Genomic DNA, 13,126 nt, shown 5'->3' on the forward strand with positions numbered 1-13,126 from the left:
CCTGACGACGGTGGGGGTTGCCGTCGTCAGGCCGCGGCCGGGATCAGTGGAACTGGGCTTCTTCGGTGGAGCCCTTTAGCGCGGTGGTCGAGCTCTCCGGGTTCAGCGCGGTGGCGACCTGGTCGAAGTAGCCGGTGCCGACCTCGCGCTGGTGCTTGGTCGCGGTGTAGCCGCGGCTCTCCGAAGCGAACTCGCGCTCCTGCAGGTCGACGTAGGCGGTCATGCCCTCGCGGGCGTAGCCGTGCGCCAGGTCGAACATCGAGTAGTTCAGCGCGTGGAAGCCGGCCAGCGTGATGAACTGGAACTTGTAGCCCATGTGGCCGAGCTCGCGCTGGAACTTCGCGATCGTCGCGTCGTCCAGGTGCTTCTTCCAGTTGAACGACGGCGAGCAGTTGTAGGCCAGCATCTGGTCCGGGAACTTCGCCTTGATGGCCTCGGCGTACTTGCGCGCCACCTCGAGGTCCGGCTCCGAGGTCTCCATCCACAGCAGGTCGGCGTACTGGGCGTAGGCCAGGCCGCGCTCGATGCAGGGCTCGATGCCGTTGCGGACCTCGTAGAAGCCCTCGGCGGTGCGGCCGCCGGTGAGGAACTGCTGGTCGCGCTCGTCGACGTCGCTGGTCAACAGGGTCGCGGCCTGGGCGTCGGTGCGGGCGACGATCAGCGACGGCACGTTGAGCACGTCCGCGGCGAGACGGGCGGCGTTCAGCGTGCGCTCGTGCTGCTTGGTCGGGATGAGGACCTTGCCGCCGAGGTGGCCGCACTTCTTCTCGGACGCGAGCTGGTCCTCCCAGTGCACGCCCGCGGCGCCGGCCGCGATCATGCCCTTCATCAGCTCGAACGCGTTGAGCGGGCCACCGAAGCCGGCCTCGGCGTCGGCGACGATCGGGGCGTACCAGTCGATGTCGGTGTTGCCCTCGGCCCAGCTGATCTGGTCGGCGCGGCCCAGCGCGTTATTGATCCGGCGGACCACGGCCGGCACCGAGTTGGCCGGGTACAGGCTCTGGTCGGGGTAGGTCTGGCTCGCCAGGTTGGCGTCGGCCGCGACCTGCCAGCCGGACAGGTAAATGGCCTGCAGGCCCGCGCGGACCTGCTGGACGGCCTGGTTGCCGGTGAGCGCGCCCAGTGCGTGGATGTAGTCCTCGGTGTGCAGCAGGTCCCACAGCTTCTCCGCGCCGCGGCGGGCCAGGGTGTGCTCCTCGACGACGCTGCCGCGCAGCTTGACGACGTCCTCAGCCGAGTAGGAGCGCTGCACGCCCGCCCAGCGGGGGTCGTTCGCCCACTGCGCGGCCAGCTCCGCGGCCGCCTGCTTGGCCTGTTCCGTCATCGGACTCTCCCGGTGTTGCGAAGTTTGCGATTGCTCGCCTTGCTTGGCCTGACCCTGACACGCCAGCGAAAACTCGGTCCAGTCGTCCAATTTGCCAATTTGTGCGAAGGGTCCGTACGCTCTTTGCAAAGGTTGCGAATCGGCCGGTTCGCAAGTGATCGAAAATCCGCGTTCTTGACCGTTCACGTAACCGTTCAGGGCCGGAAACCTTCCGGAAAGGAGGCCTCGGATGGAGAAGACTTTCGCCGGCGCCCGGTTGCGGCACCTCCGCGAAAGCCGCTCGATGAGCCAGGCCGACCTCGCCCGTGTGCTGGAGATCTCACCCAGCTACCTCAACCAGATCGAGCACAACTCGCGCCCCCTGACCGTGCCGGTGCTGCTGCGGATCACGCAGGCGTTCGGCGTCGACACCGAGTTCTTCGCCAACAACGACACGTCCCGGCTGGTCGCCGACGTCAAGGAAGCCCTGCTCGACGAGGTTCTCGGCATCGACGTCACGACCAGCGAGCTCAACGATCTGGCCACGAACCTGCCGGCGATCGCCCAGGCGCTGGTCAAGCTGCACCGCAGCTACCGCAACGCCGTCGAGAGCACCGCCGCGCTGACCACGGAAAACGGCCTGGGCCTGCACGGGAGTGCCGCCGCGCCGCTGCCGCACGAGGAGGTCCGCGACTTCTTCTACGAGCGCGAGAACTATGTCGCGGAATTGGACGAACGCGCCGAGAAGATGGCCGCGGACATCCCGCTGCTGCGCGGGCAGGTGCTGGGCGCGCTGAAGGAGCGGCTTTCCCAGCGCTACGGCGTCGAGGTGACCAGCGAGGGCATCGACGAAGCCGCCGGCCAGCAGCACCGCTACGAGCCGGTGACGCGGGTGCTGCGGCTGGCGCCGAGCCTGCGGGTCGGGCAGCAGGCGTTCCGGATGGCTTCGCAGATCGCCCTGCTCGAGTACGACGACCTCATCACCGAGCTGGCCGATTCGTGGGCGTTCTCGGGCCCGGCGGCCCGCTCGCTCGCCCGCGTCGGCCTGGCGAACTACTTCGCCGGGGCGCTGATCCTGCCCTACGGGCCGTTCCTGGCCGCCGCCGAACGGTTCCGCTACGACATCGAGCGGCTCTGCGACCACTACGGCGTCGGCTTCGAGACGGTCTGCCACCGGCTGTCCACGCTGCAACGGCCCAAGCAGCGCGGGGTGCCGTTCTCGTTCGTGCGGGTGGACCGGGCCGGGAACATGTCGAAGCGGCAGTCGGCGGCCGGGTTCCACTTCTCCCGGGTCGGCGGGGCATGCCCGCTGTGGAACATCTACGAGGCCTTCACCCAGCCGGGCAAGATCCTCACCCAGATCGCCACCCTGCCCGACGGCAAAAGCTACTTCTGGATCGCGCGCACGGTGTCGCGCAACATCGGCGGCTACGGCAGCCCGGGCAAGACCTTCACGGTCGGGCTGGGCTGCGAACTGCGCCACGCCGGGCGGCTGATCTATTCGACCGGTCTCGACCTGGACGAACCTGCAGCCGCGACGCCGATCGGGATGGGGTGCAAAGTCTGCGAACGCCCGGCGTGCTCGCAGCGCGCGTTCCCGACGATCGGCAAGCAGCTCACCGTGGACGAGAACACCAGCACCTTCGTGCCGTACCCGGCGGTGCCCAAGGGCTGAGCACCCGGTAACGAGCCACCGGGCGCCGGCGACGTCACCGGCAGGGGGTCGCCATGGCCGAACGGGTCCGGACGGGCTGCAACAACTGCAAGCGCTGCACCAACTCGGCCGTCGCCGAATTCGGGCGCCGGCAAGGCAAGCTCTGGGCGAACGTCGCGACGGCGGGCGGGGTCGCGGTCGTGCAGGCCTTCACCCCGAACTGCCGGGCGTGCGGGCACAAGCTGAGCCTCCACGACCGCGGCGGCGAGAGCCGCGGCAACGCCTACCCCGCGCCGGTGACCGCCCAGCCGGCCTCGCGCCAGGGGCCGCCGCCCGGCTGGTACGCCCACCCGGGCGCCAGCGGCGTCCTGCGCTGGTGGGACGGGACCCGCTGGACCGAGCACACGCAGGCGCCGCCGCGCTGATCACCCGATCACGTGCGTGGTCCACTTCGCCTCGTCCGGGCCGAGCACGGTGATCCGGCTCAGGAGTTCCTTCGCGGTGATGCCGCTGATCTTCGGCTGGTCGAACGAAACGCAGGCCTTCAGCCCGTTCCTCGTCACGCACTGCGGTTCGCCGAGGCCGTCGATGGGGCCGCCGGGCGGCGAGACGTTGATCGTGACCAGCGCGCCGTCCGACGTGTACTGCAGCACCAGCCGCCACGGGACGCCGTCCTGGTCGGCGCGGCGCCGCAGGTAACCGTCGCCGAGGTGGAACGTGCCCGGCAGGCCGGTGATGTGCAGCGGCAGGGGCACCGCCCGGGTGCCGAACCTGACGTCACCGGCGACCCGCGTCAGCACCTGCTGCAGGTCCGGGACCGCGAGGTAGTACGCGTTCAGGCGGGCCCACCGGCCGTCCGGGGCCTGCCACTGCAGGTAGGCGTTCCCGTGGTTCAGCGGGTCGGCCGGGTCGGTGGTGAGCCAGTAGCCGTCGCGGTCGCCGATCCGGACCGGGATCCGGGTCGGCTGCCCGCCCAGGTTGTGCGGGAGGGGTGGGTCCTGGTCGTAAATCGACAACCAGATCATCGGCGCCAGCTCGCCCTGGCCGACGGCCAGCACGGTGTCGCCGTGCGCGCCCACGGCGTACTCGACGCCCTTGATCTGCTCGGGCACCCAGCCGAAGCTCGCCTTCGCCACCATCGGGTTGTCGGTGGGCGCCGGCGTGACGGACGTGGGCGAGGGTACGGTGGCCACCGGCGTGGTCGCCGACGTGGTCGCCGGCGGCGGGACCGGCCGGAACAGCGACACCGCCGTCACGCCGCCGGCCGTCACGACCGCGGCACAGCCGAGGACCAGCGCGGTGGTCCGCAGACGGCGACGGCGTCCGCCGACCCGGCGCGCACGGTCGAGGTCGATCCGGGGCGGTGGGGCAGGCGTGTCGGCCAGTTCCTTCAGCTTGGTGGCCAGCTCGTGGTCGGTCATGCTCGTCCCTCCCGGATCGGTTCGCCCAGCAGCTCGCGCAGCGCGTTCACGGCCTTCGCGGTCTGGCTCTTGACGGTGCCTTCGGAACAGCCCAGCGCCCGCGCGGTCTCCGCGACCGGGAGGTCGCAGAAGTAGCGCAGGACGACGGTCGCCCGCTGGCGGGCCGGCAGCCGTTCCAGGGCCGCCCGCAGATCGAGGGCCAGTTCGACGTCCAAACCGGGCGCGGGCGGGTCCTGGTCGTTTTCACGCAAATCCACCCGCCGCCACCACGACGTGCGCTGTTCGGCCAGGAACGTGTTGACCAGCGTGCGGCGCACGTAGCCGTCGACGTTGTCGGCGCGGGAGGCCCGCGGCCAGTTCGCGTAGAGCCGGGTGACCGCCGACTGGACCAGGTCGTCGGCCCGGTGCCAGTCGCCGCAGAGCAAGTACGCGACCTTGCGCAGCCATCCCGCCCGCGCGGTCACGTACTCGGTGAATCCGGCGTCCATCGGCGCCCCCCATCTCGTTCGACACCCCTCTGATGCGCCCGGAGGCCCGGCCGGTTGCCCGGGACGCCCGAGTCGTAGATTCACCGGGGTGCACGACATCGACACGGTGACCGCGGCGACCATCGAAAAGGCCGCCGAGCGGCTGGCCGGGGTGGTGACCCGGACGCCGCTGGAGCCGAGCGCCCGGCTGTCGTCCCGGGTGGACGCGCAGGTCTGGGTGAAGCGCGAGGACCTGCAGACCGTCCGGTCGTACAAGATCCGCGGCGCGTACAACTTCATCGTCCAGCTCGACGAGGACGTCCGCGCGAGAGGCGTCGTTTGCGCCAGCGCCGGCAACCACGCCCAGGGCGTCGCGTACGCGTGCCGCCGGCTCGGCGCCACCGGCCGCGTGTACGTCCCCGGGACCACGCCGCGGCAGAAGCGCGAGCGCATCGCGACGCTCGGCGGCGCGCACATCGAGGTCATCGTTGTCGGAGAAACGTACGAAGACGCCTTCGCCGCGGCCAACGAGGACGCCCAGCGCACCGGCGCGACCCTGGTGCCCGCGTTCGACGACGTCCGCACGGTCGCCGGTCAGGGCACGGTCGCGCTCGAGGTCGTGGAGCAGCTCGGCTTCGTGCCCGACGTCGTGGTCGTGCCCGTCGGCGGCGGCGGGCTGCTCGCCGGGGTCGGCAGCTGGCTGCGCGAGCGGCATCCCGACGTCCGGATCGTCGGCGTCGAGCCCGCGGGCGCGGCCTGCATGGCCGCGGCCCTCGAAGCCGGGCAGCCGGTGCGGCTGCCGGAGCTCGACTCGTTCGTCGACGGCGCCGCCGTCCGCGAGGCCGGCGCGGTCACCTACCCCCTGATCCGCGAAAGCGGCGCCGAGCTGACCGCGGTCGCCGAGGGCGCGGTGTGCACCGAGATGCTCGCGATGTACCAGTCGGACGGGATCATCGCCGAACCCGCGGGCGCGCTCGCCGCGGCGTCGCTCGGCACGGTCGTCGAGGTCGAGCCCGGCCAGACCGTCGTCTGCCTGGTCTCCGGCGGCAACAACGACGTAAGCCGGTACAGCGAGATCCTCGAGCGCTCGCTGATGCACGAGGGGCTGAAGCACTACTTCCTCGTCGGGTTCCCGCAGGAGCCGGGCGCGCTGCGGCGGTTCCTCGAGCAGGTCCTCGGGCCCGAAGATGACATCACGCGCTTCGAGTACGTGAAGCGGACCAACCGCGAGATGGGTCCGGCGCTGGTCGGCATCGAGATCGCCCGGGCGGCCGACCTGCCCGGGCTGCTGGCCCGGATGGACGCGAGCCCGCTGCAGGTGGAGCGGATCGAGCCGGGCAGCCCCCTGTTCCACTTCCTGCTCTGAGGACGTGGTCCACTAGGCGGATGGTGAAGGTCGACGGTGTCCGCAGTGTCGAGGCGTTGCGCGAAAAAGTCCACGAGGGTGCGGAGCCCGAGTACCTGCTGTTCTACGGGCACACGCCCTCGAAGTCCGGGCGGGTCACGGCGAGCTGCCTGAGCCAGTGGTGGGCCGACCCGTTCGAGGCCGACGGCGTCGTCTACCCGACCGCCGAGCACTACATGATGGCGGGCAAGGCGCTGTTGTTCGGCGATGTCGAGAAGGCCGAGCTGATCCGGTCGACGCCCGACCCGAAGACGGCGAAGGTGCTCGGCCGCGAGGTCGCCGGGTTCGACGCCGCCACCTGGGAGCGGCACCGGTTCGACATCGTCGTCGACGGCAACCTGGCCAAATTCCGGCAACACCGCGACCTGCGCCGGTTCCTGCTGGGAACCGGGGACGCGGTGCTCGTCGAGGCGTCCAAGAAGGACCTCGTCTGGGGCACCGGCCTCGCGCGCGAGGAGAAGAACGCGACCAAACCGGACTACTGGCGCGGGCTGAACCTGCTCGGCTTCGCGCTGATGGAGGTCCGCGACCAGCTGCGGGCCCGCGTCTGACTCACGGCGCCGGGATCGGCGCCCCCGGGCACGACGCCGAGGTCGTCTTGCCCGTGTCGAAGAAAGTGACCACGGCGTCGGCGCAGGGCAGCGACGACAGCGAGCCGTGGACGTCGTCCTCGATGGTCATGAGCGCGCCGCCGATCCGCTGCTGCATCGCGAGCGCCCAGCCGATCGGGGTGATGGGCTCGGAGACGTGGCCGGCGAGCTGCAGCGGGCTTGTTCCTTTTTCGAACATCCACGGCCGGGCGGCCAGGGGCCAGCCGATGCAGAGCTGTTCGTAGAAGCCGTAGCCGCCGGCGACCGGGAGGCGTTTCATCCGGTCGAGGCGGTGCTGCCAGACGGTCTCGAAGTCCCGGGGGCTCGGTGACTCGTTGCAGAGCAGCGCCGTCTGCTGGAAGTGGTTGAACGCGTACGGCTCGCCGTCCCAGCCCAGGCCGCCTGTTGTCGTTTTTGCGACGACGGGCCGGCCGCCGTCGCGGATGGCGGCGAGCTGCTTCGCCGAGCGGGCCCAGTCACGGCGGGGGCCGGCGAGCAGGTCGTTGACGGTCGCGCCGTGCCGGTCCCGCAGGCCGAGCAGCGCTTTGGCGACGGCGGGCTCCGTGGTCCCGAATCGGTAAATGGCGTCGTACCTGGCGATCCACGCCGCGAAGTCGTGGAAGGTGTTCTCGCCCGCGGTCGCCTGGCCGTCGTCCATTGCGGTGACATCCAGGTCCGGCGAGATGACGGAGTCGAGCAGCATCCGGTCGACGTGGTCGTCGAAGAGCGACCGGTACTGCGCGCCGAGCGCGGTCCCCCACGAGACGCCGTAGTAGCCGATCTTGTCCTCGCCGAGCGCGACGCGGATGCGATCCAGGTCGCGGGCGATCGTCGGCGTGGTCAGATTTCGGACGAAGGCCGGGTGGGCGTCGACGCACTGCCGGTTGACGGCGGCGGCGCGTTCGGCGGCTTCGCGGGCCTTCTCCTTGTCGACGGCGCCCGGGGCCAGCTCGGGGAACTCGACCGGGCACGGCAGGTCGGCGCTGTAGCCGACACCGCGCGGGTCGAACCCGACGAGGTCGTGGTGGACGCCGAGGCCGCCGGCGCGACTGTCGGCGATGCTGCGGGGCATGGTGAGACCGGACTGGCCGGGACCGCCGGGGTTGAGGAGCACCGCGCCGGTCCGCGTCCCGGTCGCCCGGATGCGGCTGACGGCGATGTCGATTTTCTGACCACCGGGGTCGGCGTAGTCCACCGGGACCGGGACCAGCGTGCATTCGGTGCGGTGGTCGTCGGGGTCCCAGCCGTTCGCGACCTCGGCGCAGAGCCGCCAGGAGAGCGGGCTCGCGGTGGCGACCGCGGGGACGGCGGACAACAGCGCCGCGACGGCGAGCAGCGGGACGGCGAACCGGGTGATCGACATGGGCCCCAGGCTTCCGGGGTCCGGGGTGGTGGAGATCGGCCGATCAGCCGAGGATCGCCGCCGAACGGCCGGGAAACACGCGTGGCCGATTTTCGACCACCCGGAAAACAGCAGTTCAGACGCCTGAAAGGCGCGGCCGCCCTCGACGCACTGGCGCGGCCCCGGCGGAACCGAGGAGGCCGGCGCGAGGCAGCTCCCGAAGAACGAGGTCCACCCGCGGCGCCGCGTTGTCGCCGAAACGACCACGCGGCCCGAAGGGTCCTACTGCTCGCCGAGGGTCTTCTGCAGGGCCTTGTTCGCCTTCCGGGCCATGTCCGCGACAGCCTCGCGACGGGCGGCGTCGGCCGCGTAGTCGTCTTCGCGGTTACGGACCACGCGGGCCGGCGCGCCGACCGCGATCGAGTAGTCCGGAATGTCACCACGGACGACCGCGTGCGCGCCGAGCACGCTGCCGCGGCCGATGCGGGTGCCCTTCAGGACGCTGACCTTGGTGCCGAGCCAGGTGTCCGGGCCGATCCGGACCGGGGACTTCACGATGCCCTGGTCCTTGATCGGCACGTGGATGTCCGAAATGACGTGATCGAAGTCACAGATATACACCCAGTCGGCGACCAGCGTGGCCGCGCCGAGCTCGATGTCGAGGTAGCAGTTGATCACGTTCTGGCGACCGAACACGGACTTGTCGCCGATCCGCAACGAGCCCTCGTGGCAGCGGATGGCGTTGCCGTCGCCGATGTGGACCCAGCGGCCGATCTCCAGGCGCCCGTAGCCGGGGCGGCAGTGGATCTCGACGTCCTTCCCGAGGAAGAGCATCCCCCGCAGGATGATGTGCGGGTTGGCGAGCCGGAACTTGAGCAGCCGGTAGTACCGGACCAGGTACCACGGCGTGTAGGCGCGGTTGCGCAGCACCCAGCGCAGCGAGTCGGCGGTCAGGAACTTCGCCTGCCGCGGGTCCTGCCGGGCACGGCGCCAGGCCCGCACCCGCGACAGCGCGGGCGCACCCCACATCGACGTCATGCCCGTGACCGTAACCTGTGTGCGGGACGGGTTCGCAGGCAAGGGGAGCTGGATGGGCACGAAGCTGATCATCGACACCGACCCCGGCGTCGACGACGCGCTGGCGATCGCGCTGGCGGCGCTGTCCCCGGACGTCGACCTCCTCGGTGTGACGTCGGTGTTCGGCAACGTCCCCCTCGACCGCACGACGTCGAACGCGCGCCGGCTGCTGGCGCTGTTCGGCCGCGACGACGTGCCCGTCGCCGCCGGGGCGGCGCGGCCGCTCGTCTACTCCAAGCCGCGTGACGCGAAAGAGGTCCACGGCGGCGACGGCCTGTCCGGCCACTCCTACACGCTGCCCGAGGCGAGCCGTCCGCTGGAGGAACGGGACGCCGTCCGGCTGATGCTCGACCTGCTCGAAGCCGCCGACGAGCCGGTGACCATCGCCCCGATCGGGCCGCTGACGAACATCGCCGCGCTGCTCGCGGCCCACCCGGGCGCGGCGGCGAAGATCGCACGGCTGGTGATCATGGGTGGTGGCGTGACGTTCGGCAACAGCACGACCGCCGCCGAATTCAACATCTGGAGCGACCCCGAGGCGGCCCGGCGGGTGCTGGTCGAGGAGGACGTCCCGGTCGTGCTGGTCCCGCTGGACCTCACGCACCGCTGCGCCGTCGACGGCGAATGGCTGGCAAAGCTCGCGTCGTCGGGGTCCGTCGGCGCCACCCTCGAAGGGCTGACCTCGACCTACCGGCAGCACTACACGCGCGTGTTCGGCGAGGACCGGATGGTCATGCACGACGCCGTCGCGGTCGCCGAGGCGATTTCGCCGGGCATCCTGCACACCGAGACCTACCGGGTCGACGTCGACTGCGGCCTCGGCCCGGCGCGCGGCCAGACCCTGGTCGATCGGCGACGGCTCGGCGAAGACGATCCGCAGTTCTCCCCCGGCCGCCCGATCGAGGTCGCGATGGACACCGACCTCGACGGCCTGCGCGGCTTCGTCCTCGACCGGCTCACCGGAGCGGCCCGGTGAGCGACGAGGAGCCCGAGGTCGTCCCGGCCGACACCGAGACCGAGGCGGACGCGCCCAGGCCTCGCCGGCGGAAGCCCGTGGTCGTGATCGCGGCGGTGGTCGTCGTCGCGGGGGCCCTGGTGGCCGGCATCCTGCTCGCGCCGAAGCAGCAGGAGACCACGAACGCCGCCGCGACGGCGTCGCCGACGTCCGCCAAGCCGACGACGTCCAAGCCGCCGACGACCGCGCCCCCGCAGACCTCGACGCCACCGAAGGTGCCCGAAGCGAGCGAGTTCGACGCCTGGGCGTCGAAGACCAGCCAGTGGCTCGACGTCCCGTTGCGTGCGATGGTCGGCTACGCGAAGGCGACGACGAAGCTGAGCAAGGACGTCCCCGGGTGTCACCTTTCGTGGGTCACGCTGGCCGCGGTCGGAAAAGTGACCACGGACCACGGCCGGGCGCAGGGCGGGCAGTTCGGCACCACCGGGGTCCTGGACAAGCCGCTCGGCACGATCGAGGTGCGCGACTTCTACAACAAGGTCGTCTCGACGGCGAACGCCGCCGGGCCGATGCAGCTCGCCCCGGCGGTCTGGGGCAAGTACCAGGCGAGCGCGTCCGGCGGGAAACCCGATGTCCAAAATATCGACGACGCGGCGCTGACCACGGGCCGCGCGCTGTGCGCCGACGGCCACGACCTGTCCCAGGGCCAGACGTGGTGGAACTCGGTCAGCACGCTGCAGGCGGCGCCGCTGTTCCTGCACCGGACGCTGGCCACAGTCAACGTCTACGGCACGGTCGGCCAGGGCGCGACGCCGCCGAACCCGGCGGTGCTCAGCGCGGTCAACTTCGCGATCGACAAGATCGGCCTCCCCTACATCTGGGGCGGCAACGGCACCGGCGGCAGCGACCCGGGCTTCGACTGCTCGGGCCTGACGACGGCGGCGTACGGGAGCGCGGGGATCAAGCTGATGCGCACGGCCGACACGCAGTTCCGCAGCGTGCCGCACGTGACCGACCCGCAGCTGGGCGACCTCATCTTCTACGGCGAGCCGGCGACGAAGATCCACCACGTCGGTCTCTACATCGGCAACCAGCAGATGATCGACGCACCGCAGACCGGGCAGGCGGTGCAGGTCCACTCCTACCGCCGGGACGGCGACGACTACGCGGGAGCGGGCCGGCCGACAGCCTGACCAGGGCGTGGTCGCGCAGGCGACAAAATAATTGGACGGGGTCACGGCCGGGCTTGTAGCTTGCCGGGGACCGTGACACCGCCCGAGGAGGTGAGACCCATGAACGCTGGATCGATGTGGGTGCTCCCCCTCCAGTCACGGCCGGGCGATTGACGTAGGTGTCGCCGGGAGCGCCGGACAGAGGCACTCCCGAAAGGCACCACCATGGACTCTTCGCCCCCTTCGTTCGACGTGATCATCGCCGGCTGCGGGCCGACCGGCGCGACGCTGGCCGCCGAGCTGCGGCTGCACGACGTACGCGTCCTCGTCCTGGAACAGGACACCGAACCCGCGTCGTTCGTCCGTATCGTCGGGCTGCACGTCCGCAGTCTCGAACTGATGGCCATGCGCGGCCTGCTGGACCGCCTCCTCGAACACGGGCGGCAGCGGCCGGCCGGCGGGTTCTTCGCCGCCATCCCGAAGCCCGCGCCGCGGGACCTCGATTCCGCGCACGCCTACCTGCTGGGCATCCCGCAGCCGGTGATCGTTCGGATTCTCGAAGAACACGCGATCGGCCTCGGCGCCGAGGTCCGGCACGGCGCGGCCGTGGTCGATTTCCGGCAAGACGACGACGGCGTGACCGTCGAGCTCGTCGACGGCGAACGCGTCCGGGCGCGCTACCTCGTCGGCTGTGACGGCGGGCGCAGCACGGTGCGCAAGCTGAGCGGCATCGGCTTCCCCGGCGAGCCGTCGCGGACCGAGACGCTGATGGGCGAAATGGCGGTGAGCGCGCCGCCGGCGGAGATCGCCGCCAAGGTGGCCGAGGTCGGGGAGATCCACAAGCGGTTCTGGCTCCGGCCCTTCGGCGAAGGCGTCTACAGCGTCGTCGTCCCCGCCGCGGGCGTGGCCGATCGGGCGACGGAACCCACCCTGGACGATTTTCGACAACAGCTGCGGGCCGTCGCCGGCACCGACTTCGGGGTGCACTCCCCGCGCTGGTTGTCGCGATTTGGCGACGCCACCCGGCTCGCCGAGCGGTACTTGGCCGGGCGGGTGCTGCTGGCCGGCGACGCCGCGCACATCCACCCGCCCACCGGCGGGCAGGGCCTGAACCTCGGCATCCAGGACGCCTTCAACCTCGGCTGGAAACTGGCCGCGCAGGTCCGCGGCTGGGCGCCGGAGCCGCTGCTGGACACCTACCAGGCCGAACGGCAGCCGGTCGCCGAGGCCGTCCTCGACAACACGCGGGCTCAGATGGAACTGACCTCCCCCGGACCGGGGCCGCAGGCCGTGCGCCGGCTGCTCGCCGAATTGATGGACCTCGACGTGGTCAACCGTCACCTGATCGAGAAGATCGCCGCGATCGACATCCGCTACGACTTCGGCGAGGGCCCCGACTTGCTCGGCCGGCGGCTGCGCGACATCGACGTCAAGCAGGGCCGCCTCTACGACCGGCTGCGCGGCGGCCGCGGGCTGCTGCTGGACCGCACCGAACGTCTCACCGCCGGCGGCTGGGCGGACCGGGTCGACCACCTCGCGGACCCCACCGCGGCCCTCGACGTTCCGGGCGTCCTGCTGCGTCCCGACGGTCACGTCGCCTGGATCGGCGACGACCAACGGGACCTGGACGACCACCTCGCCCGCTGGTTCGGCTCACCGCTGCGGTGAGGCCGGGTGCAGGGCGTCGAGGCGGGCTGGCTCACGCGAGGCGGACCTGCACCGGGCTCATCCCGTGCGTGC

12 protein-coding genes are annotated in these 13,126 nt (G+C 71.1%); 7 read left to right on the forward strand and 5 right to left on the reverse strand.

From position 1 onward, the window contains the following. Positions 1-43: 43 nt before the first annotated feature. Positions 44-1,324: an isocitrate lyase gene (gene aceA / locus ACWEVN_RS25855; RefSeq protein ID WP_310974720.1), complete on the reverse strand. Its 1,281-nt coding sequence runs from the start codon at positions 1,322-1,324 to the stop codon at positions 44-46. Between the two features lie 229 nt (positions 1,325-1,553). On the opposite strand from aceA, the gene ACWEVN_RS25860 reads away from it, so the two are divergent. Together ACWEVN_RS25860 and ACWEVN_RS25865 are read left to right on the forward strand one after the other, a co-directional pair. Next, entirely contained in the window at positions 1,554-2,978 is a 1,425-nt protein-coding gene (locus ACWEVN_RS25860; RefSeq protein WP_310974721.1) for a short-chain fatty acyl-CoA regulator family protein, read from the forward strand. Positions 2,979-3,031: 53 nt separating this feature from the next. Further along, positions 3,032-3,382, forward strand: coding sequence for a DUF2510 domain-containing protein (locus ACWEVN_RS25865; RefSeq protein WP_452053018.1), 351 nt, complete (start codon positions 3,032-3,034; stop codon positions 3,380-3,382). Here the strand turns inward: ACWEVN_RS25865 and ACWEVN_RS25870 are convergent, their stop codons facing one another. Both ACWEVN_RS25870 and ACWEVN_RS25875 read right to left on the reverse strand, forming a co-directional pair. After that, positions 3,383-4,378, reverse strand: a complete 996-nt coding sequence (locus ACWEVN_RS25870) for a hypothetical protein (RefSeq protein WP_452053019.1) — start codon at positions 4,376-4,378, stop codon at positions 3,383-3,385. It lies immediately after the preceding gene. Further along, positions 4,375-4,866, reverse strand: a complete 492-nt coding sequence (locus ACWEVN_RS25875) for a SigE family RNA polymerase sigma factor (protein ID WP_452053020.1) — start codon at positions 4,864-4,866, stop codon at positions 4,375-4,377. The genes ACWEVN_RS25870 and ACWEVN_RS25875 overlap by 4 nt, the downstream gene beginning before the upstream one ends. Before the next feature lie 88 nt (positions 4,867-4,954). Between ACWEVN_RS25875 and ilvA the strand changes: the two genes are divergently transcribed. Beyond that, positions 4,955-6,211, forward strand: coding sequence for a threonine ammonia-lyase IlvA (gene ilvA / locus ACWEVN_RS25880; RefSeq protein ID WP_449681569.1), 1,257 nt, complete (start codon positions 4,955-4,957; stop codon positions 6,209-6,211). A 20-nt stretch (positions 6,212-6,231) separates the two neighbouring features. After that, entirely contained in the window at positions 6,232-6,801 is a 570-nt protein-coding gene (locus ACWEVN_RS25885) for an NADAR family protein (protein WP_449681570.1), read from the forward strand. A gap of 1 nt (position 6,802) precedes the next feature. On the opposite strand, the gene ACWEVN_RS25890 is transcribed toward ACWEVN_RS25885, so the two are convergent. Together ACWEVN_RS25890 and ACWEVN_RS25895 are read right to left on the reverse strand one after the other, a co-directional pair. After that, positions 6,803-8,203 carry an alpha/beta fold hydrolase gene (locus ACWEVN_RS25890; protein ID WP_452053021.1) on the reverse strand — a complete coding sequence of 467 codons (1,401 nt, stop codon included), beginning with the start codon at positions 8,201-8,203 and terminating at the stop codon, positions 6,803-6,805. 261 nt (positions 8,204-8,464) lie between these two features. Continuing rightward, positions 8,465-9,220, reverse strand: coding sequence for an acyltransferase (locus ACWEVN_RS25895; RefSeq protein WP_003058890.1), 756 nt, complete (start codon positions 9,218-9,220; stop codon positions 8,465-8,467). 52 nt (positions 9,221-9,272) lie between these two features. On the opposite strand from ACWEVN_RS25895, the gene ACWEVN_RS25900 reads away from it, so the two are divergent. From ACWEVN_RS25900 to rox, 3 genes are all read left to right on the forward strand, one after another. Then, positions 9,273-10,235, forward strand: coding sequence for a nucleoside hydrolase (locus ACWEVN_RS25900; RefSeq protein WP_449681573.1), 963 nt, complete (start codon positions 9,273-9,275; stop codon positions 10,233-10,235). A 77-nt stretch (positions 10,236-10,312) separates the two neighbouring features. After that, complete coding sequence (locus tag ACWEVN_RS25905; protein WP_449681645.1) at positions 10,313-11,407, forward strand: C40 family peptidase; 1,095 nt, start codon at positions 10,313-10,315, stop codon at positions 11,405-11,407. 204 nt (positions 11,408-11,611) lie between these two features. Then, positions 11,612-13,054 (forward strand): rifampin monooxygenase, encoded by a 1,443-nt coding sequence (gene rox, locus ACWEVN_RS25910; RefSeq protein WP_452053022.1) that lies wholly within the window; start codon positions 11,612-11,614, stop codon positions 13,052-13,054. The last annotated feature ends 72 nt before the right edge of the window (positions 13,055-13,126 follow it).

This window comes from Amycolatopsis sp. NPDC003861, assembly GCF_053605405.1.

Bases quoted from the DNA above. Each gene is read 5' to 3' on its own strand.
- aceA (WP_310974720.1), bottom strand. From the start codon at position 1,324: ATGACGGAACAGGCCAAGCAGGCGGCCGCGGAGCTGGCCGCGCAGTGG.
- ACWEVN_RS25860 (WP_310974721.1), top strand. From the start codon at position 1,554: ATGGAGAAGACTTTCGCCGGCGCCCGGTTGCGGCACCTCCGCGAAAGC.
- ACWEVN_RS25865 (WP_452053018.1), top strand. From the start codon at position 3,032: ATGGCCGAACGGGTCCGGACGGGCTGCAACAACTGCAAGCGCTGCACC.
- ACWEVN_RS25870 (WP_452053019.1), bottom strand. From the start codon at position 4,378: ATGACCGACCACGAGCTGGCCACCAAGCTGAAGGAACTGGCCGACACG.
- ACWEVN_RS25875 (WP_452053020.1), bottom strand. From the start codon at position 4,866: ATGGACGCCGGATTCACCGAGTACGTGACCGCGCGGGCGGGATGGCTG.
- ACWEVN_RS25885 (WP_449681570.1), top strand. From the start codon at position 6,232: ATGGTGAAGGTCGACGGTGTCCGCAGTGTCGAGGCGTTGCGCGAAAAA.
- ACWEVN_RS25890 (WP_452053021.1), bottom strand. From the start codon at position 8,203: ATGTCGATCACCCGGTTCGCCGTCCCGCTGCTCGCCGTCGCGGCGCTG.
- ACWEVN_RS25895 (WP_003058890.1), bottom strand. From the start codon at position 9,220: ATGACGTCGATGTGGGGTGCGCCCGCGCTGTCGCGGGTGCGGGCCTGG.
- ACWEVN_RS25900 (WP_449681573.1), top strand. From the start codon at position 9,273: ATGGGCACGAAGCTGATCATCGACACCGACCCCGGCGTCGACGACGCG.
- rox (WP_452053022.1), top strand. From the start codon at position 11,612: ATGGACTCTTCGCCCCCTTCGTTCGACGTGATCATCGCCGGCTGCGGG.